The organism is Flavobacterium sp. LM4, assembly GCF_002017935.1.
In the GTDB taxonomy this organism is placed as follows: domain Bacteria; phylum Bacteroidota; class Bacteroidia; order Flavobacteriales; family Flavobacteriaceae; genus Flavobacterium; species Flavobacterium chungangense.
This window is the reverse complement of sequence record NZ_MUFW01000003.1, coordinates 554,813-579,337: the sequence shown is the minus strand read 5'-3', so window position 1 is coordinate 579,337 and position 24,525 is coordinate 554,813. Positions and strand designations below refer to the sequence as shown.

Genomic DNA, 24,525 nt, shown 5'->3' with positions numbered 1-24,525 from the left:
CCTGTTTCATCAGAAACAGGGTTTTCAAAGAAAGGCGACGACATACTCTCCCACATAACTGCAGTACCATCTGCGCAGGCGGGCTTAACTACTCTGTTCGGGATGGGAAGAGGTGAGCCCCGCCGCAATAACCACCTTAAGGTTGTTAGTCTAAAGTCTAAGGTCATAAAGTCAAAAGTTTTCACTTTACGACTCTGGACTTTCGTCTTTAAGACTGCCCGCGACGGGCAAATATCTTAACATACTGAGATAAAGAAAAATATTTTTATTTACTATTTTTAGAAAGTTTCTTCCTCCGGGTTGACCCGGAGGAAAAGGGTGTACATAAGCTTACGGATTATTAGTACTACTCGACTATGACATTACTGCCTTTACATCTATAGCCTATCAACGTGGTCATCTTCCACGATCCTTAAAAGAAATCTCATCTTGTGGTGGGTTTCGCGCTTATATGCTTTCAGCGCTTATCCCTTCCCAACGTAGCTACTCTGCGGTGCCCCTGGCGGGACAACAGATACACTAGAGGTTAGTCCAATTCGTCCTCTCGTACTAGAATCAGATCCACTCAAATTTCTAACGCCCACAGTAGATAGAGACCGAACTGTCTCACGACGTTCTGAACCCAGCTCGCGTGCCACTTTAATGGGCGAACAGCCCAACCCTTGGACCTTCTCCAGCCCCAGGATGTGACGAGCCGACATCGAGGTGCCAAACCCCCCGTCGATATGAGCTCTTGGGGGAGATCAGCCTGTTATCCCCGGCGTACCTTTTATCCTTTGAGCGATGGCCCTTCCATGCGGAACCACCGGATCACTATGCTCTACTTTCGTACCTGATCGACCTGTATGTCTCTCAGTCAAGCTCCTTATGCCATTGCACTCTACGCACGGTTACCAAGCGTACTGAGGGAACCTTTAGAAGCCTCCGTTACTCTTTTGGAGGCGACCACCCCAGTCAAACTACCCACCAAGCACTGTCCCCCACAAGCGGGGTTAGGCCTCAGATAAACAAAGGGTTGTATTTCAACAATGACTCCACAACGCCTGGCGACGCCGCTTCATAGTCTCCAACCTATCCTACACATCATTTATCCAAGGTCAATACTAAGCTATAGTAAAGGTGCACAGGGTCTTTTCGTCCCACTGCGGGTAAACGGCATCTTCACCGTTACTACAATTTCACCGAGCTCATGGCTGAGACAGTGTCCAGATCGTTACACCATTCGTGCAGGTCGGAACTTACCCGACAAGGAATTTCGCTACCTTAGGACCGTTATAGTTACGGCCGCCGTTTACTGGGCTTCAATTCAATGCTTCTCCGAAGATAACATCTCCTCTTAACCTTCCAGCACCGGCAGGTGTCAGGCCCTATACTTCATCTTACGATTTTGCAGAGCCCTGTGTTTTTGATAAACAGTCGCCTGGACCTCTTCACTGCGGCCAGCATTGCTGCTGGCGACCCTTCTCCCGAAGTTACGGGTCTATTTTGCCTAATTCCTTAGCCATGAATCTCTCGAGCACCTTAGGATTCTCTCCTCGACTACCTGTGTCGGTTTGCGGTACGGGTACTAATTACCTGAAGTTTAGAGGTTTTTCTTGGAAGCCCTTAGGCGCACTATCTCTTTGTCCGAAGACTCCGAGTACTATCGTATTTCCCCAAAACCCGTGGATTTGCCTGCGGGTCTTATAGGTAGGTACTTCAACGAACTATTCCGTCAGTTCGCGGCGCTTTCATCACTCCGTCACCCCATCACAGTAATCAGTAGTACGGGAATATTAACCCGTTGGCCATCGACTGTCCCTTTCGGGTTCGCCTTAGGTCCCGACTAACCCACAGCTGATTAGCATAGCTGTGGAAACCTTAGTCTTTCGGTGTGCGGGTTTCTCGCCCGCATTATCGTTACTTATGCCTACATTTTCTTTTCTAACCAGTCCAGAATACCTTACGATACACCTTCAACCCTGTTAGAATGCTCCCCTACCACTTACAATTGCTTGTAAATCCATAGCTTCGGTAATATGTTTATGCCCGATTATTATCCATGCTCGTCCGCTCGACTAGTGAGCTGTTACGCACTCTTTAAATGAATGGCTGCTTCCAAGCCAACATCCTAGCTGTCTGGGCAGACAAACCTCGTTCTTTCAACTTAACATATATTTGGGGACCTTAGCTGATGGTCTGGGTTCTTTCCCTCTCGGACTTGGACCTTAGCACCCAAGCCCTCACTGCTGGGAAACATTATATAGCATTCGGAGTTTGTCAGGAATTGGTAGGCGGTGAAGCCCCCGCATCCAATCAGTAGCTCTACCTCTATATAACTATCGCCAGCGCTGCACCTAAATGCATTTCGGGGAGTACGAGCTATTTCCGAGTTTGATTGGCCTTTCACCCCTACCCACAGGTCATCCGAAGACTTTTCAACGTCAACCGGTTCGGACCTCCACACTGTGTTACCAGCGCTTCATCCTGCCCATGGGTAGATCACACGGTTTCGCGTCTAACACTACTGACTAAAGCGCCCTATTCAGACTCGCTTTCGCTACGGATCCGTGGCTTAACCACTTAACCTTGCCAGCAACGTTAACTCGTAGGCTCATTATGCAAAAGGCACGCCGTCACCCCACGAAAGGGCTCCGACCGCTTGTAAGCGTATGGTTTCAGGATCTATTTCACTCCGTTATTCACGGTTCTTTTCACCTTTCCCTCACGGTACTGGTTCACTATCGGTCTCTCAGGAGTATTTAGCCTTAGCGGATGGTCCCGCCAAATTCAGACAGGGTTTCACGTGCCCCGCCCTACTCAGGATACCACTATCTATTATACTTGTTACCCATACGGGGCTATCACCCTCTATGGCCCGACTTTCCAGTCAGTTCCGGTTCCGTGTACATAAAATATCGTGGTCCTACAACCCCAACATTGCCGTAACAACATTGGTTTGGGCTAATCCGCGTTCGCTCGCCACTACTTACGGAATCACTTTTGTTTTCTTCTCCTCCGCCTACTTAGATGTTTCAGTTCAGCGGGTTTGCCCACCTATCGGTGTACTATGTCTTCAACATAGTGGGTTGCCCCATTCGGGTATCTACGGATCAATTCGTGTGTGCCGATCCCCGTAGCTTTTCGCAGCTTATCACGCCCTTCATCGCCTCTGAGAGCCTAGGCATCCCCCATACGCCCTTATTTTGCTTATTGTACCAATCATAAATTAATATGACCGTTTTTTTTTGTTTCTTGTTGTTTGTATCTCTACTATAACAAAAAACGCTTTCTACTTTTTATTATTTCTTATCTCAATATGTCAATGAACTTTAACAATTAATAATTATCAATTGATAATTGTCAATTATTTCGTGGAGAATAACGGAGTCGAACCGTTGACCTCCTGCGTGCAAGGCAGGCGCTCTAGCCAGCTGAGCTAATCCCCCATTTTTTAGTTGTCAGTTAACAGTTTTCAGTTAACAGTACTTAAAACGGTTACTCAACCTCTAAAATTTCCTTTTAATTAAGCTAATCAGTCTTTTTAATTATCAATTGTCAATTAATAATTGTCAATTTGATTTTAAAAAGTAGTCCCGGGCAGACTCGAACTGCCGACCCCTACATTATCAGTGTAGTACTCTAACCAGCTGAGCTACGAGACTCTGTTTTACTTAATTTTCATTTTTTTTTAAATTAACAGCAAGAGTAATACAATCTTTCAATTCAGAACTTTAAAGATCTTCATCTTTTTTCCTCAGCGTGCACAAATGCTAACACTAAGGCTCTAGAAAGGAGGTGTTCCAGCCGCACCTTCCGGTACGGCTACCTTGTTACGACTTAGCCCTAGTTACCAGTTTTACCCTAGGCAGCTCCTTGCGGTCACCGACTTCAGGCACCCCCAGCTTCCATGGCTTGACGGGCGGTGTGTACAAGGCCCGGGAACGTATTCACCGGATCATGGCTGATATCCGATTACTAGCGATTCCAGCTTCACGGAGTCGAGTTGCAGACTCCGATCCGAACTGTGACCGGTTTTATAGATTCGCTCCTGGTCGCCCAGTGGCTGCTCTCTGTACCGGCCATTGTAGCACGTGTGTAGCCCAAGGCGTAAGGGCCGTGATGATTTGACGTCATCCCCACCTTCCTCACAGTTTGCACTGGCAGTCTTGTTAGAGTTCCCGACATGACTCGCTGGCAACTAACAACAGGGGTTGCGCTCGTTATAGGACTTAACCTGACACCTCACGGCACGAGCTGACGACAACCATGCAGCACCTTGTAATTTGTCTTGCGAAAGATCTGTTTCCAAATCGGTCAAACTACATTTAAGCCTTGGTAAGGTTCCTCGCGTATCATCGAATTAAACCACATGCTCCACCGCTTGTGCGGGCCCCCGTCAATTCCTTTGAGTTTCATTCTTGCGAACGTACTCCCCAGGTGGGATACTTATCACTTTCGCTTAGCCACTGAAGTTGCCCCCAACAGCTAGTATCCATCGTTTACGGCGTGGACTACCAGGGTATCTAATCCTGTTCGCTACCCACGCTTTCGTCCATCAGCGTCAATCAATTAGTAGTAACCTGCCTTCGCAATTGGTATTCCATGTAATCTCTAAGCATTTCACCGCTACACTACATATTCTAGTTACTTCCTAATAATTCAAGTTCAGCAGTATCAATGGCCGTTCCACCGTTGAGCGATGGGCTTTCACCACTGACTTACTAAACCGCCTACGGACCCTTTAAACCCAATGATTCCGGATAACGCTTGGATCCTCCGTATTACCGCGGCTGCTGGCACGGAGTTAGCCGATCCTTATTCTTACGATACCGTCAAGCTCCTATACATAGGAGTGTTTCTTCTCGTACAAAAGCAGTTTACAATCCATAGGACCGTCATCCTGCACGCGGCATGGCTGGATCAGGCTTGCGCCCATTGTCCAATATTCCTCACTGCTGCCTCCCGTAGGAGTCTGGTCCGTGTCTCAGTACCAGTGTGGGGGATCTCCCTCTCAGGACCCCTACCCATCGTAGCCTTGGTAAGCCGTTACCTTACCAACTAGCTAATGGGACGCATGCTCATCTTTTACCGTTGTGACTTTAATTACATCCTGATGCCAGGTCGTAATACTATGAGGTATTAATCCAAATTTCTCTGGGCTATCCCTCTGTAAAAGGTAGATTGCATACGCGTTACGCACCCGTGCGCCGGTCTCTCTATCCGAAGATAAATACCCCTCGACTTGCATGTGTTAAGCCTGCCGCTAGCGTTCATCCTGAGCCAGGATCAAACTCTTCATCGTATATTGTTGATTTAATTTACATCAAATCGTATTGTTATTCGAATCAGTATCTATCGGTTCTTATCGAATCTTCCGATTCTATTACTCTTATTCTTTTGCCTTAACATCTCTGTTAAAGCGGCTGTCAATTCAATATGTCTACGAACGTAATATTTTTTATTCTTTTCGCCTATCGTTTATCTCTCAAAGCGGGTGCAAAAGTAAAACTTCTTTTTGTTTCTCGCAAGAAAAATTTAAAAATTTTTGAAACTTTTTTTTCGTTTCCTTTTTCTAATTTTCCTTCCAATACCTCAATGAACTTTCCGTGTTTTGCGGGGTGCAAATGTAAAAAGCATTTTCAAATCTCACAAGCTTTTTTGAATCTTTTTTTTTTAGAAAATTTCTTTTCCTTTAAATTCGTTTGCCTGTCAGTATTTCGATGAACGCTTTCGCTGTTGCGGGTGCAAAAGTACAACCTTTATCCACTTTACCAAGCCTTTTTATTATAAAATTTCAACCTTTTTTAAAACTTTTTCTTAACTGTCTGGTAACAGCTTGTTTATAATTTATAAAAAAAGTTTATAGTAGGTTTTTTCTTTCTTCAAGTACTGTTTTAATGTTTTTCGGCTTATTTTGGTATTGGTTTTTGCCGATTTTTCAGTCTTGGCGCATGATTTTTCTCTTTTAATTACCCTTTGAAATCCTATTTCCGCTAATATTCTTCTGAAAAACCATCCCCTAGCCCCGATGGGAGGGAAAATCCTTTTGTTTTGGGGTTCAAAACAAAAGATTTGGAAGGACGGCGGGAAATAACTACTAAACTTGAATGCAAAACTCGAAGATTAAATAGAATTAAAACACCAAGTATATGCATAAAAAACCTAAGTTAAAACTATCGGAATCGCAATATCATTCCTTATAGTTTGCTAATCAAAACGAATAGCTTTTACGGGAGAAATCTTGGTTATAATATAGGAGGGAATTAATAATGCTAAGAAACAAATCACTATAGTCATTAAATTCAACAAGGCTACATAAGCCCAATTTATATAAACTGGCGCTTGATTAACATAGTAATTTTCGGGATTTAATTGAACTACTCCAAATTGCTGTTGAATTAACAATATTGAAATACCTATTAAGTTTCCCCAAAACAGTCCTCGTATTATAAGATAAAAAGCATTGCACAAAAATATTTTACGCACTGTCCAGTTATTCGCGCCCAGTGCTTTTAGAATTCCAATCATTTGTGTACGTTCTAAAATTAGCACTAATAAAGCAACTACCATGTTTATTGTTGCTACCAAAATCATAACGGCTAAAATAACGATAATGTTGAAATCGAAAAGCTGAAGCCAATCGAAAATATAACTATATTTTTCAATTATAGTTTTAGTATCTAAACTTGATGATGTTTGCTCGTAGATTTGATTACCTGTTGTTTTGATGTTATTAAAATCTTTTACAAAAACTTCAAAAGCTCCTACCTGATCCGGAGTCCATTTATTAATTCTTTGGATATGACGAATGTCTCCTATTATATACGTAGCATCGAAATCCTGAAAACCTGAATTAAAAACACCTGTAATTTTGAATCGGCGGCTATTTGGCATTTTGCCTTGCTCTTCTTTAATAAAAAAAGTATTGAAGTTATCGCCTACTTTTAAATTAAGCCTATTAGCAAGAAATTTGGAAATTATAACTTCTTCATTTAAACTTTTAGAGAAATCAGGTAATTTCCCTTCTACTAAATATTCTTTTATATTATTCCAATCATAATCTGACCCAACTCCTTTAAAAATTATTCCTTCAAAAGCTTTTTCAGTTCTAATTATTCCAGCTTTACTTGCGACAGCCTGAATATGACTTACATCTGGAACTGATTTGAAATTGGGATAAAAATCTTGTTTTTTAGAAATAGGAATCAATGTTACTTCAGAATTATTGTTATCATAATTCGAAATAATCACCTGGCCGTTGAAAGCTGAAACTTTATCGCGTATTTTTTTCTGCAATCCAATTCCTGTTGCTACCGAAACCAACATCATAATAATACCAATCGCAATAGCAGAAATAGCGATTTTGATAATTGGCGCCGAAATACTGCTTTTATAATTTTTAGCAGCAATAAGTCTTTTAGCTATAAAATATTCTAAATTCAATTTATGATTGGTCTTATGTTGATTTAATAATTTTATTTGGTGTAATTCAAAAGTACATCTAAAAAACCAAAAAAGAATTGTTCCTAAAAATAATTAGATCCTATTTAGATTCTTATAAAGGAAGTTTCTTTTTCATTTCTTCAACAATATTATATGCAGCCGGACAAATGGCAACATTTTTTAAGGTAAGATCTGCAATTTGATGAAACTTTTTCCGATCTGTATGAGGAAATTCTCTACAAGCCTTTGGACGAACATCATAAATCATACAATAATTTTCATTGTCAAGAAAAGTACAGGGAACACTTTTTAAAACATAGTCTTTATCTTCGTCTATTCGAAGATATTGATCGATGAATTGCTGTGGTTTTTGCCTAAAAGATTTTGAAATCCTTTCAATATCAGCCAAAGTAAATAACGGTCCGGTTGTCTTACAACAATTAGCACATTGCAAACAATCCGTTTTTTTAAATTCGGCATCATGCAAATCCTGCATAACATAATCTAAATTTTTAGGTTGCTTCTTTTTCAGCTTATCAAAATACTTTTTGTTTTCGATATGCTTATCTTTGGCTAACTTATTTAAGTTGTTTAAAATCTGTTTCAAGTTTACTATTTAAAGTTGATCTGCAAAATTAAACAACTTTAAACTCGAAACCTTAATCTTTGAACTAAATTACAATGAAAGATCTTTTTGGAAAAGCGATGTTTGATTTTCAAACCAATAATTCACCTGAAGATATTATTACCGAAACCACTATTTCAGAAGAAGATGAAATGAGTATTGATTATTTATTTCGTTCTTATAACGAAATGCCTAAAATAGAACAAAAAGCGCTACAATTGGCCACTGGAAAAATATTAGATGTTGGCTGCGGAGCCGGAAGCCATAGCTTATCACTACAGAATGATCGCAATTTAGATGTGATTTCGATTGACATTTCTGAAAAAGCAATAGAAACATGCAAACTTAGAGGCGTAAAAGATGCCAAAGTTCAAAACATATTAGATTTTGAGGGAGAAAAATTTGACACCATTATATTATTAATGAATGGTGTTGGTATTTTTGGAAAATTAGAAAACTGCAACAAATATTTGTCTAAACTAAAATCACTTTTAAATGAAGGCGGACAAATCCTGCTCGACAGTTCAGATATCATCTACATGTTTGATGAAGATGAGGATGGAGGAAAATGGATTCCCTCAGATAATAATTATTATGGTGAACTTGTTTTTAATATATCCTACAAAGAAGAAAAAGAAGAGCCTTTTGACTGGCTTTATTTAGATTACAACACACTTCAAAATGCTGCAATTGCAAATGGACTTAAATGCGAATTGATTTTAGAAGGTGAGCATTATGATTATTTAGCCAGACTTTTTATTTAACATTAAAAATACTCGATGAAAGAATCTGATTTAGAAAAATTAAAATATCCAATAGGAAAATTTGAAGTTCCTGCAAAATATACCATCGGATATATTTCAAGTAAAATTGAAGAAATAGCAACTTTTCCTGAAAGACTGAAAAAAGAAATCATTCATTTAAGCGACGACCAACTGAACACTCCATATCGCCCAGCAGGATGGACTCTTCGTCAAGTAATCCATCATTGTGCAGAAAGCCATATGAATTGTTTTATCAGAATTAAATGGGCATTGACTGAAAATAATCCGGTTATAAAAGCCTACGATGAAACTTTATGGAGCGAACTGCCTGATAATTTACAAATGCCTATCGAACCTACACTGAATTTATTAAGTGGTTTGCATTTTAGAATAACTTATATCCTTAAAAGTTTATCTGAAACTGATTTAAAAAAATCTTTTATTCATCCGGAGAGTAATTCTGAAATCAGTATAAATCAAATGATTGGATTATATGCCTGGCACGGAAATCATCATTTATCGCATATCACATCTTTAAAAAAAGATAAAAACTGGGTATAAACATTATTTCCAATGAGTTAAAACAAAAAATCTCTTCATTTGAAGAGATTTTTTGTTTTATGGTATGTTTAAATATTTATGAGTTTGAAGTGAAACCCTCCATTTTGGATTGTTCATTACATAATCAACAATTAGCGGAGTCATTTCTTCTTTTTTACTCCATTCTGGCTGAAGAAATAAAATCGCACCATCATTTACAAGTTCAGCTTGTTCTTCGGCAAAGATAAAATCGTGTTTATTATGAATAATTACTTTTAACTCATGCGCATTAGCGTAAACCGTCTGAGTGGGTAATTTATTTTTTTTAGGCGACAAACAAATCCAATCCCAAGTACCTGTAAGCGGATATGCTCCTGAAGTTTCAATATGGACTTTCAGGTTTTTATTTTTCAATTCCTGAGTTAAAAAAGTCATATCCCACATTAACGGTTCACCTCCTGTTATTACAACTGTATCGGCATAAGTTGAAGCATTTTTCACAATTAAATCGATACTCGTAGGCGGATGCAATGCTGCATTCCAACTTTCTTTCACATCACACCAATGACAGCCTACATCGCAACCTCCAATTCGTATAAAGTAAGCCGCTGTTCCCGTATGAAAACCTTCACCCTGAATCGTATAAAATTCTTCCATTAAAGGCAACATTGCTCCTCTATTTACCTCTAATTGTATTTCTTTTGATAACATTATTTTATTTTAAAGTGCAAAGATAGTTAATTAAATACGGAACATAAAAAAACCGATAGCTCAAAGAACTACCGGTTTATATTTAGTAATATAAAATCTTTACTATTTCAAAGATTTAACAGATTGAGCAGCATATGTATTTGCAGGATCTAAAACTAAAGTTTTATTAAAATACTCGATAGCTTTAGCTTTGTCAGTGTTTGCATAAGCCGCACCAATTGCATTGTAAGATTCAACAACTTTCTTCACAGTAGCAGGCTTAGCCAATTCTTCTGGTCCTTTAGCTGTAGCTTTATTAGCATACTCAGTGTAATTTTTAATAATTAAATCATCTTTGTCTAATAAGCTGTTAATTCTTCCTTTATATAAATAAGCCTCATCATAGGTAGGTGAAGCAACTAAAATTTTATCAAAAGTAGCATCTGCGTTTGACAAAGCTGTTTTATCACGACCTTCAGCTGGTTTACTTGCATTACCATAATAAACAGAAATACCATAATAAACTGCATCATCTAAATAATTTTTAGATTCTGTATTAGCTGCTCCAAGTTCAAAAATAGCAGCCGCCTGAGTATATTGTTTTTTACCAAATAAGGCTTTCCCAAAATCAGCAAGTTCTTCTACAACTAATGGTTCTAATTCAATCGCTTTTTTGATATCAGCTAATCCAGCATCAAAAGCAGCTGGGTCAACAACACCTTCTGCGCTTGTTCCTTTTTTAATTTTAGATAACCCTAAATACAAATAATCTCTACCAATCACTTTGTTTGTAGGCGTTTTAATAAAATCTTCTATAGATTTAATTGCTACATCAGCATTGCCGTTTTCGTAAGCAGCATATCCTAAATACCTAAAAATTCTAGGATTTACTTTATTCTCTGCAATCATTTTGTTCGCAACTTCTTCAAGTTTTTTATAATCTTTCACTAAAATCAAGAAATCAGCATGACGCATTTTAGAATCTAAAGAGTAATCAGTTAGACTCAGGTATTTCTCATAATTTGTAATTGCATTTTGTAAATTTACTTTAGCTGTAGAAGGCTTATTTCTGGCCCACTTATAATAAGTTTCTGCTAATTCTCTGTAAACAGGACCATAATTAGAATTTAAAGCAATAACCTCATTAAACGATTTAATCGCTTCATCATATGATTTAGCACCTTTCAATAAAACCCCTAATTGCATTTTTGCTCTTAAAAGTGTTGGATCTGCAGTAAATGCATCACGGTAAGCCTTATAAGCATCGTTTTGGTTATTTGCGCCATAATAAGCATCTCCTATTGTTAAAAGTGCAATTGCATTTTGTGGTTCAACTGCCAAAGCACGTTGCAATACAGCAACAGCATTAGCATAATCCGGATTATCAGAATTTATATATGCTCTACCAATGTAAATAAATTCATCTACACTTTTACGTTTCATATCTTTTGTTGCCAAACCGAAGTTTGCCTGAGCAGCTGCCGTATTTTTCTCATCAAGATCTATTTGTCCTAATCCTATATAATTTAAATTCTTTTTGTCGGCTGCCTCTAATCCATTTAAATAATAGATTTTAGCAGAGTCAACAACACTTTCATTTAAATATATATTCCCTAAAACAAAATTTGCTTCTCCATCAGAAGGTTTAGCTTTGATGATAGATTTAAGCAATGATTTTGCTTTTTGAAATTGCTCTGCATCAATTGCTTTTTTAGCTTCTTTGATATCTTGCGCTTTTGCGACAGAAGCTGAAGCAACTAAGGCAAGACTAAAAATTTTAAATTTATTCATCTCTATTGTAATTAATTTTCTTTATCGTTTATAATTTTATTTCTAATTTGCAGTTTTCTACCAGGTGTACGAATTGGCATCAATCCCGATTTTAAAACTATACGCTGTCCAATATCTCCGGCAACAAAAGAAGCAAAGCCCATTCCTAAACCTGCATATCCCTGACAGTTTATGACAAACAATTTACGTGCCAAAGGATATTTTTGTTCTGCAATGTCATTTTGTGAAGGACTGTAATATTCTTTACTATTTAATCCCTTAACGCTCAATACATTTAAATCATGAACAACATCCTGAAGCTCTGGAGAAGGTTGAGACAACCAATTAACGCCAACTACTCCAATCATTCCATCGTTTTCAGATACAAACTTGATTACTTCATCATTTGTTTTAAATGAAAAAACACCCTCGACCGGTATATCCTTAACTTTAGCTAGGTCTTTCATAAACCTTACTGTACTCGAGTTTGGGTTATCAAACACCAACCCCTTTATTCGAGAGTTCGGTATCCCTTTCATAAAATCAATTACAGTTTGTAACGCAATCAAAGTGTCATTATTGCTTTTGTTTGAAATAAAAGCAATAGCATCCGTAGCAAATGGAGTAATTCTTGGATTTATTCTGAGTTTTTCAAATTTATCATTTTCATTCTTAGTTAAATCTCTTGCTGTAATAACTACTTTTGACTTACCACTCAACAAATCATTAATTAACTCGGCTTCAGATTTAGCTTTAATTGAAACTTTAGCATCATAATATGTTCCTTCAAAAACAGCAACCTGATCATCGACAATTGGCTTAATTGTTTCATCAACTGTAATGTCCACAGATCCTTTTAAAATTGTTTCCTTGTTTGAATCGTTTTTACTTTTTTGATTACACATCGCAAACAAAAAGATAAAAACAATCAAACCCAAAATTTTAACATTTTTTAACATATTCAATCTGTTTTAGAATTTATTAATCTTAAAAATCGTATTCCGGAATAAACTATTAATAAAATGCCAAACGCATATCTGTAAATAGGATTCATGCTAAATTGTAATTTATCCCAAAACATAATCATTAAACCCAGTACAAGATAAATCAAAAAAAACAATATTCCTAAAACGAGAAGAAATCGCTCTTTGAGCGATTTCTTCTGAATATTATCCAATATATTCTTTAACATTACTCTGCAGATTGAATTGTAATAGGAAGAGAATAAAGCACCCTTACTTTTTTACCATTTTGTTCTCCAGGAGTCCATTTTGGGCATTTCTTCAAAACCCTGATAGCTTCTGCTCCGGTTCCGTATCCGATATCTCTTAAAACTTTAATATCAGTTAATGAACCATCTTTTTCAACTACGAATGTAACATATACTTTTCCTTTTAAACCTTCTTCTTCAGGAGTTTTGTAGTTGTTTCCTACGAATTTGTAGAATTTTTCCATTCCTCCAGGAAAATCAGGCTTCACCTCGATACCAGCCGTATTATATACATTGTTATCTTCTTGTACGATTTCAGCAACAGGACCTTTTCCTACTGGTTCGTCTACAGTTAAAACTGCATCCGGATCTCCTTTAATAGTTTCTGAACCGATTTTCTTTTTCTCAAGATCCACAATTTTTGGTGGTTCTTCAGTAATCTCTTCGGTTTTAGCGACTACAGGCTTCACAAACTTCACCTGATCCACTTTTGGTGGTGGTGGTGGTGGTGGTGGTGTATTAGGCTTTACTTCCTCTTTTTTAGGAGGGAGTTTTATTTTAGTAAGCTTTATTTTGTCAGCCACTACCTCTTCATCGCCAGAATCAGGTATCAAACTCACAATAAGAGGAGCAGCAACAGCTAAGCTAAAAACAATAGAACCAATGATAAGTGCTCTTACCGTAGTTTTAGTATTTGATTTTCTTAACTCATATGCACCATATATCTTATTACGTCCTTCGAATACGATATCAAGCCACTGATTTTTTATAATATCTAATTTCATTTTTCTTGATTATTAGGTTATTAAAAAAATAAAAATTATTTTTTCTCTAACAATTCTGTTTCTTTAGGAAGAAAATCATTAACAATAGCATAAGTCTCAACTCCTGAAATTGCCATTTCATCTAGAATGTCAACCAGATTCTTATACTTAGATTTCTTACCTGGCTTGATGATGACAATAATTCCTTTATCTTTATTTCCAGTATATTCTATTACGGATTTTTTACGAGCCAATAATATTTTACGAAATCCATCTTTTCCATAAGAGATATCTTTAGGGCCAGCAATAGGACTATCAATTAATCCCATATAATAGATGAGTTTATTATTCTCACCCATCATTACAGTCATGGTTCTTTTCTCGTCTACTTTTACCCCATCATCAGGTTTTTTTTCGTCTTTATCTGGCAAACCTAGCGGCATTGCTTGAGGTTTTGACAACGTCGTGGTCAACATAAAGAATGTGATCAATAAGAAAGCCAAATCCACCATAGCCGTTAAATCGACCTTTGAATTCTGCTTTTTACTTCTTACTTTGCCACCTTTTCCGCCACCACTGTCGCCGGTATTTAATTCAGCCATTTAGTGTATATTTTTTAATTAAAAGTCTTTACCTCTCATCCCCGTAACCAAGTTAAAGGAATTGATTTTCTGATCCTGCAGAATATCCATAATCTTTTTGATTTGCGGATAATCTTCCTTTGCATCACCTTTTATTGCAATTTGCAATTCTTTTTCACCACCACTTAAATCAATTGCTGCTCTTCTTGAAATCAACAACCATTCTTTTAGCTGATTATTTAAAGAATCAATTGGAATTCCAGGCTGAGGAGCCTTAGTTCTATCAGCGGCTTTCAATTGGATTATTTGTTGTAAATTTTCCAACGGCACACCAAAATCATCCATTAATGCAAATTTTTCTAGATCATCGTCTGAAAATTGCACACCTAATTTTGCGCCCATACCAGTAAGAGTCTGTTTACGTAACTCTCTTCCTTTTAGGTCAAAAAACACTTTGCTTTTCCCTTCCTTGTCTTTACCTACCGAAATAATAGCCAAATCTGAATCCGGCAATTTAGTTAGTACAGTAGATGAAGGTGTATCAACTGGAAGTGCTTCAGGCACTTTAGCAGTAGCGGTCAAAATAAAGAACGTAAGCAAAAGGAATGCAACATCACACATCGCAGTCATATCTGTCGATGTCGACTTTTTTTTCATTTTTAATTTAGCCATTCTCTTTTATTTTATTTTGATATAATTAATTTCAATTATTTAAATATCAAAAATTAATTATTGTTTCAAACTTCCTCTGAATCTTCTGTAAGTATTCACGATTGTAGTACCAGCCTCATCGATAGAATAAGTTAAATCATCGATTTTACCTGTAAAGAAGTTATAAGCGATAATTGCTAAGATTGAAGTAGAGATACCTGTTGCAGTGTTAATAAGTGCTTCAGAAATACCTGTTGCAAGAGCAGCCTGATCTGGAGTTCCAGCAGAAGCTAACGCACCAAACGCTTTAATCATCCCTGATACAGTTCCTAATAATCCTCCTAATGTCCCTAATGATACTAAAGTAGAAATAATAGTCAAGTTTTTCTCTAACATTGGCATTTCTAATGAAGTTGCCTCTTCGATTTCTTTGTGGATTACTTCTGAAGCTTCTTCACTGTTGAATCCTTCTTTTTTAACGTCTTGGTATTTAATCAAAGCAGATTTAATTGCATTTGCAACTGAACCTTGTTGTTTGTCACAAGAAGCGATAGCAGCCTCAATGTTTCCTTCTTTAATATTTCCCTGAACATTTTTCATAAATGTATCTAAATTAGCTTTTCCAGCCGCTTTTGAGATAACAATAAATCTTTCAATAGAAAAAACAACAACCATTAAAAGCATACCTAATAATATTGGTACAATAAATCCTCCCATGTATACCATTCCTAAAGTATTGATTGGATGAGGATGCTCTGTATTAAAGCTTCCTGCTTCAAAGTTAGATTCAGCTCCCATAACGAATTTCCAAATTAACCAACCAACAAAAACACATGCTACAATAATGATTCCTGAAACCATCCCTCCTCCATTTGAAGTGCTTTCTTTTTTAACTTTAACGTTTGCCATTTTTTTTAATTTTAATAGTTTTAAATAATTTTTATTTTTAGTTATATTTAACTTGTAGAGGAGCAAATTTATATTTTTAGTTTAAATAAAAAAACTTTTTTTAATTTAATTGAATGAAATTTAACTTGGAATTACAAAAGATCTCATTAAATTGCCTGAGTATTTTTTTTGATAAACCAAAAAAATGCGTGATTTATAGAAAAATTACAACGTTTTAGTAAATATTCAAATATTCCTTTGTTATCTTCTTAAAAACCTGCGAAATTATTTTTTATATTATTTTCAATAAAAAAGCCTGTTTTCCTGTTAAAAAAAACCAATAAAAAGTTAAGAAAAGAACCAAAAAACCAAGCAATTCTCTTATAATCATCTAAATTACAACTAAAATATGAATAAAAAAGACAATTTCATTGAAGATATAAACAATGGATATTCATCTAAAGGCGACAGCATTACACTGGGAGGTGCAATTCTTGACGGAAATGCAATTGCAGAAGCACATGTAAAAATCCCTTTAAAAACCTTAAACCGACATGGTCTGATTGCGGGTGCAACCGGAACGGGTAAAACAAAAACGATTCAGGTTTTTTCAGAACAGCTTTCAAATGCCGGAATCCCTGTTTTGATGATGGATATAAAAGGTGATTTTAGCGGTATTGCTAAAGAAGGAATAGAGGAAGACTTTATTACCGAACGTCATGCCAAAATAAACATCCCTTACAATGTTAGTTCTTTCCCGGTTGAATTAATGTCATTATCTAAACAAAATGGTGTGCGGCTTCGTGCAACTGTTTCTGAGTTTGGTCCTGTATTATTTTCCAGAATTTTAGATTTAAACGACACACAAGCTGGTGTAGTGGCTGTTATTTTTAAATATTGCGATGATAATAAAATGCCTTTATTAGATTTGAAGGACATCAAAAAAGTCATCAATTATATTACGGAAGAAGGTAAAGAAGAAATTGAAGAAAACTACGGCAAAATCTCCACTTCTACGACCGGAACTATTTTAAGAAAAATCATTGAACTCGAACAACAGGGAGGCGATTTGTTCTTTGGAGAATTATCATTTGAAATTGATGATCTGATGCGAATAGATGAAAATGGAAAAGGGTATATAAATATTATCCGTCTGACGGATATTCAGGACAAACCCAAATTATTCTCTACTTTCATGTTAAGTTTATTGGCCGAAATTTATCAACAAATGCCTGAAAAAGGAGATGCTGAACAACCAGAACTGATTATTTTTATTGATGAAGCTCATTTGATTTTCAGCGAAGCCAGCAAAGCGCTTTTAGACCAAATTGAAACCATTGTAAAATTGATTCGATCAAAAGGTATTGGTGTTTATTTCATAACACAAAATCCAATGGACGTACCGAGTGGAGTTTTGGCCCAATTAGGTTTAAAAATTCAGCATGCGCTTAGGGCATTTACAGCAAATGACAGACAAGCAATCAAAAAAACAGCTGATAATTACCCAACTTCTGAATATTATAAAACTGACGAATTGCTTACTAGCTTAGGCATAGGAGAAGCGCTCGTAACTGCTTTAAACGAAAAAGGAGTCCCTACTCCTCTTGTAGCGACTATGATGCGTGCTCCACAAAGCCGAATGGATATTTTAACATCAGATGAAATTGACAACATTAACAATAAATCTAAATTAGTTAAAAAATACGCTGAAGAAATTGACAGAGAAAGTGCTTATGAAATCCTAAACAAGAAAATTGATGAAGCTGCTCAGGCTGCTGCCGAACAGGAAGAACAGGCTCCGACAAGAGCATCAAAAGCAGAACCAAGTACGGCGAGTGTTGTTGGAAAATCGGTTTTGAAAGTTGTAACGAGTGCTACATTTATTCGTGGCGTTTTTGGCGTCCTAACTAAAATATTTAAAAAATAAAAACAAATCAATTACAATGTCAAAAAACAGATTGACATTGTAATTGTTTTTAATGCAATTATTTTTTAAGCAGTTCCAAAATCTTATTTTCAACTTCAGGAGTGTTCCAGATATTTTCAATGTTATCCATTCGTAATACTTCTTCCATAATTCCGTTCTGAAAGTCTCCAATTGCCAGAGCTTCGGCATACGGACGATCGCTGAAAGTTACACGACTGTAAAGCGGAATCCATTTTTCAGGGTATTTATCTGAGAATACTTTTTCTATTTTCTTTTGCAGTAAAAATTTTTCATCGGCAGTTTTAGTACTCATTTCCATAAAATTTCGATACGAAAGTTCCGCAATTGCATCAGCATTTGGCTTTCGGGAAATTTGATATTCTGAAAAGATTTTTTTCCAGTCATTTCCATACTTTTCAATCATTTCATTTAATATGGTAATATCTTCAAAACCAGCATTCATCCCTTGTCCATAAAAAGGAACTATAGCGTGACACGCATCTCCAATTAAAGCAATTTTATCTTCATATGTCCACGGAAAACATTTCATTGTAACCAGAGTACTTGTTGGATTTTTAAAGAAATCTTCTGCGAGCTTCGGAATTACTTCAATCGAATCCGGGAAGTTTTTCTCAAAGAAATCTTCTACCATTTTTCGGTCTGTTAGCGAAGCAAATGAATTTTCTCCTTCAAAAGGCATAAATAAAGTACAAGTAAAACTCCCGTCAAGATTAGGAAGCGCAATCAGCATATATTCACCTCTGGGCCAGATATGAAAAGAATTTTTATCCAGTTTATGTGATCCGTTCGGGTTGGCCGGAATATTTAATTCTTTATAGCCCATATTCAAAAATTCCTGCGAATAATTAAACATGCTCTGACGCTGCATTCTGTGACGGATTCTCGAAAAGGCACCATCTGCACCAAAAACCATATCGTATTTCCTCTCTTCCCACTCTCCTCTTTCAGTTTCACCAATATGCAAAGTAGCATCATTTAGTGTCACATCCCAGATTTTTTCCTCAAAATAAAACTCAGCTCCGGCTTCTTCGGCAAGATCAATCATTTTTCGGTTTAGTGTTCCTCTTGAAATCGAATAAATTGACTCACCCTCTTGTCCATAATTCTGAAAATTGAGTTTATCGACCAGATGAATCGCCCGCTTATCCATAGGAATAGCGATTTCACGAACTGAATCTCCAACTTCAACACGATCAAGGGCTTTCCAGCCTCTGTTTGACATTGCCAGATTAATGGAACGGCCTGAAAAATTTATTTTGCGAATATCCGGACTACGATCATAAACATGAACGATGTGACCTGCTTTTTTAAGATAAATTGCCAACAGCGATCCTACAAGTCCGGAACCAACAACAGCAATTTTTAGTGAAGTTTGCATCAAGAAAATCTATATAAGGCCGTAAAAATAAGTAATAAATACACAACAGCTTTAAAATAACCCAAATATTTCCTCCTTATCATTGATATTTAGTTGGTCATGACATTAAGTTAAGAGATTTTAGATTGACGATTAACGATTTTTGATTTCAGATTTGGTTTGGCTAAATATTAGATTGATGATTTTAGAAGGTTTTTACATCTGAAATCAAAAATCGTTAATCAAAAATCAGCAATCATTTTATCATTTAATCCTCAACTTAATGATATTAGCCTCTACCTATCATGTGACATTAGTTTTCATAAAAAATTGGTTTCAGCTTTACAAAATACTTTATAAAAGAATGAAACCAAATGACAAAAAAATCGTCTAACATATAATCACATTTAAATTTCAATAAAAATTTGTAATTTTAAACACAACACACTGTATATCTACGCGTTAAAGTTTCAATCATCAATCAAAAACAAAATCAGTCAATCAAAATTCTACTCATTTTTCAATACTTTAAAATCAACAAACAAAAAAAATGAAAGTCCACACTACGAACTACCAAAATACATTTATTGAAATTGCAGAAGACTGTCCTTTAACGAGTGGCGAAATTCCACCGGTAAAAGGCGAGAACAAAACAATTGCTAATATTGAGTTTGAGATGATCAGTACACATCCGTATCAGTATTCTTCGGACGATGTTTTGTTTCAGGTGTTTGCTGACAAAAAAGATTTGACTAAATCAGAATATACCGAAGCGAGGAAACAATTTTTCTCGAAAGGACAAGCATGTCTCAGAGCCTCTCCTTTAACAAAACGTTATGGCTGGGGAATACACAATGACGAAAGCGGAAAAATTGCCCTTTACGGAGTGGAAACCCCGGAATATAAAAAACTTTCTAATGATAAAAATATTCAAGTTGTCAAAGCTATGCGCACTTCAAGAAAATAAATTTTCTCAAAACAAATAGTATCGTAATGGATATCTTAGTTACTCCGATAACAAATTTTAAAAATTTGTTATCGGTTTTTTTTATTCAAAACTCATTTATTCAATCGAATATTTAAAACAAAAAATACTATTTTAGCGCCACCCAAAAAACAATATTAAAACGCAAAACCAAACGGTTTACAACTTTAAACAACCTATGAAAAATTTTAAAAAAAAGCATTCTCTTTTGATTTTATTACTCCTCATATTGGCTCCATATATTGGTATTTCTCAAACCTATTCTACACCAGTACAAATGCCTACTCAACAAAATGCAATTATTGTCAATGAAATCATTGAAGCGACCCATTACAAAACCTATTTCGTCGATTATTGTCTAAACAAAATAAACGAAACTGCTTTCAAAGAAAAATGGAATGAACAAAAAACAATGGAAATAACTGAAACTATCAATTTTAGAAATTTCAGAGATGCCGTTTATAATTTGTTTGCTTTTCACGACGAAATAGAATTAGAAACGCTTTTAAAAACATATCAAAAGGACAAAATATATCAGACCACAAATATAATGACTACGAATAAAGCGCTTAATATCAATCTTGACATATATGCCAGAGATATTGTTACAGGAAAATATATTAGGGCCAAGTAAAATATGTCTATTTGAACTATATCCGTTCTAAATCTATTCGATAATGAAATACAGAGAAATAAAAGCAGATGGCTTTCTATCAAACTTTATCGAATGCTTTTGGGAATATGAAAACACGATACAAATACAACATTGCATAATACCAGATGGTTGTTTTGATTTAATTGCAGAATATGAGAACGAAAAGCTAACACAAATAAAGCTTACAGGCGTTTGGACAAAGCCCGTAAATATAACACTACCAAAATCAACAAAATTATTTGCCATTCGATTTAAGCTTATTTCAGCAGAATACATATTTCAAAAAGAGATAAAATCAATTCTGGAAAAAACACAATGTTTGCCAATAAACTTTTGGGGAATTGACACTTTAAAAAGTGATGACCTCGATCTATTTGCTGCTAATCTTTTGAATCAAATAATTTTTTCTATTAACGATATCAAAAAAATTGATGAAAGGAAAATTTCTCTTTTTAACCTCATATACGAAAAGAAAATTTACAACGTCAGTCAATTGTCAGAAAGCACTTTTTGGAACAGTCGCCAAATTAACAGGTATTTTTACAAACAATTTGGATTTCCGTTAAAAACACTTCTGAATATAATGCGATGCAATGAAACCTATCCTGAAATCGCCAACAAAAAACTATATAACACGAATCAATATACAGATCAGGCACATTATATAAAAGAGATCAAAAAATATACAGGATCTACTCCACGAGAATTAGCAAAAAATGAAAATGACCGATTTTTACAATTATCGACTCTCATTAAAAAGTAAGTTTGTCTTTTAAATTAAAACTATAGACTTATGAAAGCAAACAAACTAACACCCAATTTTGAAGTAACTAATATTAAAAAGACTGTCGAATTTTATCAGGATATTTTAGGCTTTCATTTAGTTATGGCTGTTCCCGAAACTCAGGATGGAGTTGATTCGTCTTTTGATGAAAATAAAGAATATATCTATGCTTTGGTTTCAAAAGATAATATAGAATTGATGTTTCAACGAACAGACTCTTTTAAAGAAGATATTATCTTTTCAAAAGGAATTGCCATTGGAGCGACCGTTTCTTTTTATATCGAAATAGAAGGAATTGATAGCTTTTATCAGGAAATCAGCAACAAAAAAATTGAAAGTACTCCATTAAAGAAAGCATGGTACGGCATGAAGGAATTTTACATCCGGGACAATAATGGATATATTTTAGGAATAGCTGAAAAAGCTAAAAGTTAGTAAAGTGAATTTTTAAAAAACTAACTTTTAGCTCTGGCTTTTTTTAATTAAAACTTCGGCTTTAAAATCAATTTGGTCGAAGTTTTTACAATTTCTTCTTTATTCAGCTTCATTTTTCTGAATTTTCCTGAATTAAACATTTCGGCCTGATCGCTGTAATGTTTGCTAAACGGATTTCCTGATTGTCCTGTTGGCAAAATACTCCAGCTATTTTCAATGTCTGAGAAATCGATAACTCTTCTTGTTGAAGGACCTCCCTTTACATAATATTTCCCTTCATCATTAAAGCCAAAAAACTGATTGTTAATTACCTCGTTTGATCCTGGAGCCGCAAAAGGCCCTACATTAAAAAGGCCACGAAGCAAAGCCACTTTTCCTAAAGGATGTTCGTGCTCAACAGTGTGTACTTCTCCCCATTTCCAGTCAGTAATTGTATTTCCTAATTGTTTTTGAAGTGAAGCAATAGTTTCATGAAACGATTTTGAAATAATGTCTTTTCTTGTTTCTTTCACTTTGTTAGTTTTAATGTTATCCCACCAAACCGAATTTTCATTTTTAATTTGATGCGCTATCACTTGCTTGCCGACAGAAATTCCTAAGAACAAATTGAAATTATCGACTCCCATTTCATCTTCAAATGTATTCTTGAGGTAGAGATAAATGCACTTGTTGTAAATCGTTGGCCCAAGATCTTCCAGATTGGTTGTTCCTTTCCATGATTTTAAAACATTTACAGCTTCTTTTTCTTTTGATGAGATCGAATTGAAATCAATATTCGAAATTAAATTTCGGGTAACCTCGACCGCGACATCAGATCTATTATCATAAATCATTTTGCTGATTTCTTCTTTATCCCAATTCGATTTTTTATCCATTAATGTCGAAATCCTTTTAGCGCGATCTTCCGGCAAATAGTATCCCGGATACAAATAACCATCAATTGCTTCCGGTTGGTTATTCGCCGAATACACATAACCCCACTTTGGATTTTCTGCAGATGGATTTTTGGAAAAATCCAGATATTCTGCAATATCATCTTTTCCACTAGTACCATCCAAAATAAAAAATGAATTCACACCCTTATTATGCTTATATAATGTACCTGTAGCCCACCAGGCAACATTTCCTTTAGCGTCGCCATACATTACATTCAATCCCGGTGCTGCAACTAATTGCACTGCTTTTTTAAAATCACTCTTGCTTTTAGCATGTGAAAGCCCATAAACGGCATCCAGAATCCGGATAGGCTGCTGCGTATAAATCCATGACATAGCTACCGGATTTTTATTTTTTAAACGCTCCAGCAAATTATTCATAATTGGTCCATGACGGCTTGATTTAACGGTCAGGACTACATCAGAAGTATCTTTAACACTGATTGTTTTTGTTCTGGATTCATAGTTGGCAAAACCTGTTGGCGTCTGGTATTGAGATGAATCTCCAGGTTTGTCTTTTTCCTGATAAAAATCGATATCATCGTTCTCGAACATGGTTAAACCATAAGCATAATCACGATTGTGCGCTAATAACGGAAATGGGGTTCCTGCCAGATAACATCCATATAATTCATGATTTGGTGTTATTATATGCGCCTCATACCAGGTGGCAGGCTGCGAAAACCCAATATGCGGATCATTTGCAAAAATAACTTTCCCGTTTTTTGTTTTATTTGGACCCGCAATCCAACTGTTGCTGCCTACAAATGGTGGAATTGGTGATTTATCCAGCAATGCTGCAACTGATTTTGCAATCTCGGTATACGCTTCAATCTCTTTTGAACTTTTGATTTGTGTGGTATTAAATTCTCCTTCAATTCCTAAATCTTTCAAATATTGCATTCCATATTTGTTTCGTATATCAGTTAATAAAGGATCTGTTTTTTGAGCCATGGCAAAACTAAAAGACATGTATCCAAAAATATTATAAACATCTTTTATAGTGAATTTTTCTTTTTTGACACCAATCAGGGTAAATTCAATTGGCGTTACTCCTTCTTCCAAATATTGGTTAATGCCGTCTAAATATGCTAATGTCAATTGATAGCCCGGGCTATCTTTATCTAATTTTGCAATGGCTTTAGCAGAAGCTTCTTCAATGCCTATCCCAGAGAAAAACATATCATTTTTTAATGCTACAGCCCCAAAAATCTCTGATAATCTTCCAGGCGCAATTCTTCGAAGTAATTCCATTTGCCACAACCTATCCTGAGCATGAACATATCCCAATGCAGTCATAGCATCTTTTTCGGAATCAGCGTAAATATGTGGAATTCCAAAATCATCAAAATAAACGCTGGTTTCTTTTTGGAGATTTTTTAATTCTATTTCGCCCTCATATCTCGGTTTTAAATGAAAAATATAGGCAAATAAACTTATTGCAGCAACTACAATCAGCACCAAAATAATCAGCAGGATTTTTTTAATTATCTTCATATTAAAGCTAATGAAAAAGTA

Annotated in this window: 18 protein-coding genes, 2 tRNA genes and 3 rRNA genes; 7 read left to right on the top strand and 16 right to left on the bottom strand. The window is 35.8% G+C overall.

Annotated features, from left to right (window positions below; translation table 11 throughout):
• Positions 1–29: 29 nt before the first annotated feature.
• From rrf to BXU10_RS19900, 7 genes are all read right to left on the bottom strand, one after another.
• Positions 30–139 (bottom strand): 5S ribosomal RNA (rrf, locus tag BXU10_RS19930).
• A gap of 181 nt (positions 140–320) precedes the next feature.
• A 23S ribosomal RNA gene (locus BXU10_RS19925) occupies positions 321–3,195 on the bottom strand.
• Positions 3,196–3,354: 159 nt separating this feature from the next.
• Positions 3,355–3,428, bottom strand: a tRNA-Ala gene (locus BXU10_RS19920).
• Positions 3,429–3,570: 142 nt separating this feature from the next.
• Positions 3,571–3,644 (bottom strand) — tRNA-Ile (locus tag BXU10_RS19915).
• 126 nt (positions 3,645–3,770) lie between these two features.
• A 16S ribosomal RNA gene (locus BXU10_RS19910) occupies positions 3,771–5,284 on the bottom strand.
• The 16S, 23S and 5S rRNA genes sit together here with 2 tRNA genes alongside, the layout of an rRNA operon.
• A 905-nt stretch (positions 5,285–6,189) precedes the next feature.
• Positions 6,190–7,425 carry an ABC transporter permease gene (locus tag BXU10_RS19905; protein ID WP_078229252.1) on the bottom strand — a complete coding sequence of 412 codons (1,236 nt, stop codon included), beginning with the start codon at positions 7,423–7,425 and terminating at the stop codon, positions 6,190–6,192.
• Positions 7,426–7,537: 112 nt separating this feature from the next.
• The gene (locus tag BXU10_RS19900) at positions 7,538–8,032 is read right to left on the bottom strand and encodes a YkgJ family cysteine cluster protein (protein WP_031455300.1); all 495 of its coding nucleotides are present in this window, start codon (positions 8,030–8,032) and stop codon (positions 7,538–7,540) included.
• 74 nt (positions 8,033–8,106) lie between these two features.
• Here BXU10_RS19900 and BXU10_RS19895 point away from each other — a divergent pair, with 74 nt between their 5' ends.
• Together BXU10_RS19895 and BXU10_RS19890 are read left to right on the top strand one after the other, a co-directional pair.
• Positions 8,107–8,814 carry a bifunctional 2-polyprenyl-6-hydroxyphenol methylase/3-demethylubiquinol 3-O-methyltransferase UbiG gene (locus BXU10_RS19895; RefSeq protein ID WP_078229251.1) on the top strand — a complete coding sequence of 236 codons (708 nt, stop codon included), beginning with the start codon at positions 8,107–8,109 and terminating at the stop codon, positions 8,812–8,814.
• A 15-nt stretch (positions 8,815–8,829) separates the two neighbouring features.
• The gene (locus tag BXU10_RS19890) at positions 8,830–9,375 is read left to right on the top strand and encodes a YfiT family bacillithiol transferase (RefSeq protein WP_078229250.1); all 546 of its coding nucleotides are present in this window, start codon (positions 8,830–8,832) and stop codon (positions 9,373–9,375) included.
• A 57-nt stretch (positions 9,376–9,432) separates the two neighbouring features.
• Here BXU10_RS19890 and BXU10_RS19885 read toward each other — a convergent pair whose 3' ends face one another.
• From BXU10_RS19885 to BXU10_RS19850, 7 genes are all read right to left on the bottom strand, one after another.
• The gene (locus BXU10_RS19885) at positions 9,433–10,065 is read right to left on the bottom strand and encodes a 7-carboxy-7-deazaguanine synthase QueE (protein ID WP_078229249.1); all 633 of its coding nucleotides are present in this window, start codon (positions 10,063–10,065) and stop codon (positions 9,433–9,435) included.
• Between the two features lie 102 nt (positions 10,066–10,167).
• Complete coding sequence (locus tag BXU10_RS19880; RefSeq protein ID WP_078229248.1) at positions 10,168–11,835, bottom strand: tetratricopeptide repeat protein; 1,668 nt, start codon at positions 11,833–11,835, stop codon at positions 10,168–10,170.
• An 11-nt stretch (positions 11,836–11,846) separates the two neighbouring features.
• Complete coding sequence (locus BXU10_RS19875; protein WP_078229247.1) at positions 11,847–12,773, bottom strand: PstS family phosphate ABC transporter substrate-binding protein; 927 nt, start codon at positions 12,771–12,773, stop codon at positions 11,847–11,849.
• Between the two features lie 232 nt (positions 12,774–13,005).
• Entirely contained in the window at positions 13,006–13,809 is an 804-nt protein-coding gene (locus tag BXU10_RS19865; protein WP_078229245.1) for an energy transducer TonB, read from the bottom strand.
• A gap of 35 nt (positions 13,810–13,844) precedes the next feature.
• Positions 13,845–14,390: a biopolymer transporter ExbD gene (locus BXU10_RS19860; protein WP_078229244.1), complete on the bottom strand. Its 546-nt coding sequence runs from the start codon at positions 14,388–14,390 to the stop codon at positions 13,845–13,847.
• A gap of 18 nt (positions 14,391–14,408) precedes the next feature.
• Entirely contained in the window at positions 14,409–15,041 is a 633-nt protein-coding gene (locus tag BXU10_RS19855; protein ID WP_078229243.1) for a biopolymer transporter ExbD, read from the bottom strand.
• Positions 15,042–15,098: 57 nt separating this feature from the next.
• A complete protein-coding gene (locus tag BXU10_RS19850) occupies positions 15,099–15,929 on the bottom strand; it encodes a MotA/TolQ/ExbB proton channel family protein (RefSeq protein ID WP_078229242.1) in 831 nt (276 codons plus the stop codon).
• Between the two features lie 388 nt (positions 15,930–16,317).
• Here BXU10_RS19850 and BXU10_RS19845 point away from each other — a divergent pair, with 388 nt between their 5' ends.
• The gene (locus BXU10_RS19845; RefSeq protein ID WP_078229241.1) at positions 16,318–17,835 is read left to right on the top strand and encodes a helicase HerA-like domain-containing protein; all 1,518 of its coding nucleotides are present in this window, start codon (positions 16,318–16,320) and stop codon (positions 17,833–17,835) included.
• A gap of 58 nt (positions 17,836–17,893) precedes the next feature.
• On the opposite strand, the gene BXU10_RS19840 is transcribed toward BXU10_RS19845, so the two are convergent.
• Positions 17,894–19,234, bottom strand: a complete 1,341-nt coding sequence (locus BXU10_RS19840; protein WP_078229240.1) for an NAD(P)/FAD-dependent oxidoreductase — start codon at positions 19,232–19,234, stop codon at positions 17,894–17,896.
• Positions 19,235–19,763: 529 nt separating this feature from the next.
• Between BXU10_RS19840 and BXU10_RS19835 the strand changes: the two genes are divergently transcribed.
• The 4 genes from BXU10_RS19835 (at position 19,764) to BXU10_RS19820 (ending at position 22,072) form a co-directional block, all read left to right on the top strand.
• Positions 19,764–20,180, top strand: coding sequence for a DUF6157 family protein (locus tag BXU10_RS19835; protein WP_078229239.1), 417 nt, complete (start codon positions 19,764–19,766; stop codon positions 20,178–20,180).
• Between the two features lie 196 nt (positions 20,181–20,376).
• Positions 20,377–20,832 (top strand): hypothetical protein, encoded by a 456-nt coding sequence (locus BXU10_RS19830; protein WP_078229238.1) that lies wholly within the window; start codon positions 20,377–20,379, stop codon positions 20,830–20,832.
• A 43-nt stretch (positions 20,833–20,875) separates the two neighbouring features.
• Positions 20,876–21,616, top strand: coding sequence for a DUF6597 domain-containing transcriptional factor (locus tag BXU10_RS19825; protein ID WP_078229237.1), 741 nt, complete (start codon positions 20,876–20,878; stop codon positions 21,614–21,616).
• A 30-nt stretch (positions 21,617–21,646) separates the two neighbouring features.
• Positions 21,647–22,072 carry a VOC family protein gene (locus tag BXU10_RS19820; RefSeq protein ID WP_078229236.1) on the top strand — a complete coding sequence of 142 codons (426 nt, stop codon included), beginning with the start codon at positions 21,647–21,649 and terminating at the stop codon, positions 22,070–22,072.
• 47 nt (positions 22,073–22,119) lie between these two features.
• On the opposite strand, the gene BXU10_RS19815 is transcribed toward BXU10_RS19820, so the two are convergent.
• Positions 22,120–24,504 (bottom strand): penicillin acylase family protein, encoded by a 2,385-nt coding sequence (locus BXU10_RS19815; protein WP_078229235.1) that lies wholly within the window; start codon positions 24,502–24,504, stop codon positions 22,120–22,122.
• Positions 24,505–24,525: the final 21 nt, after the last annotated feature.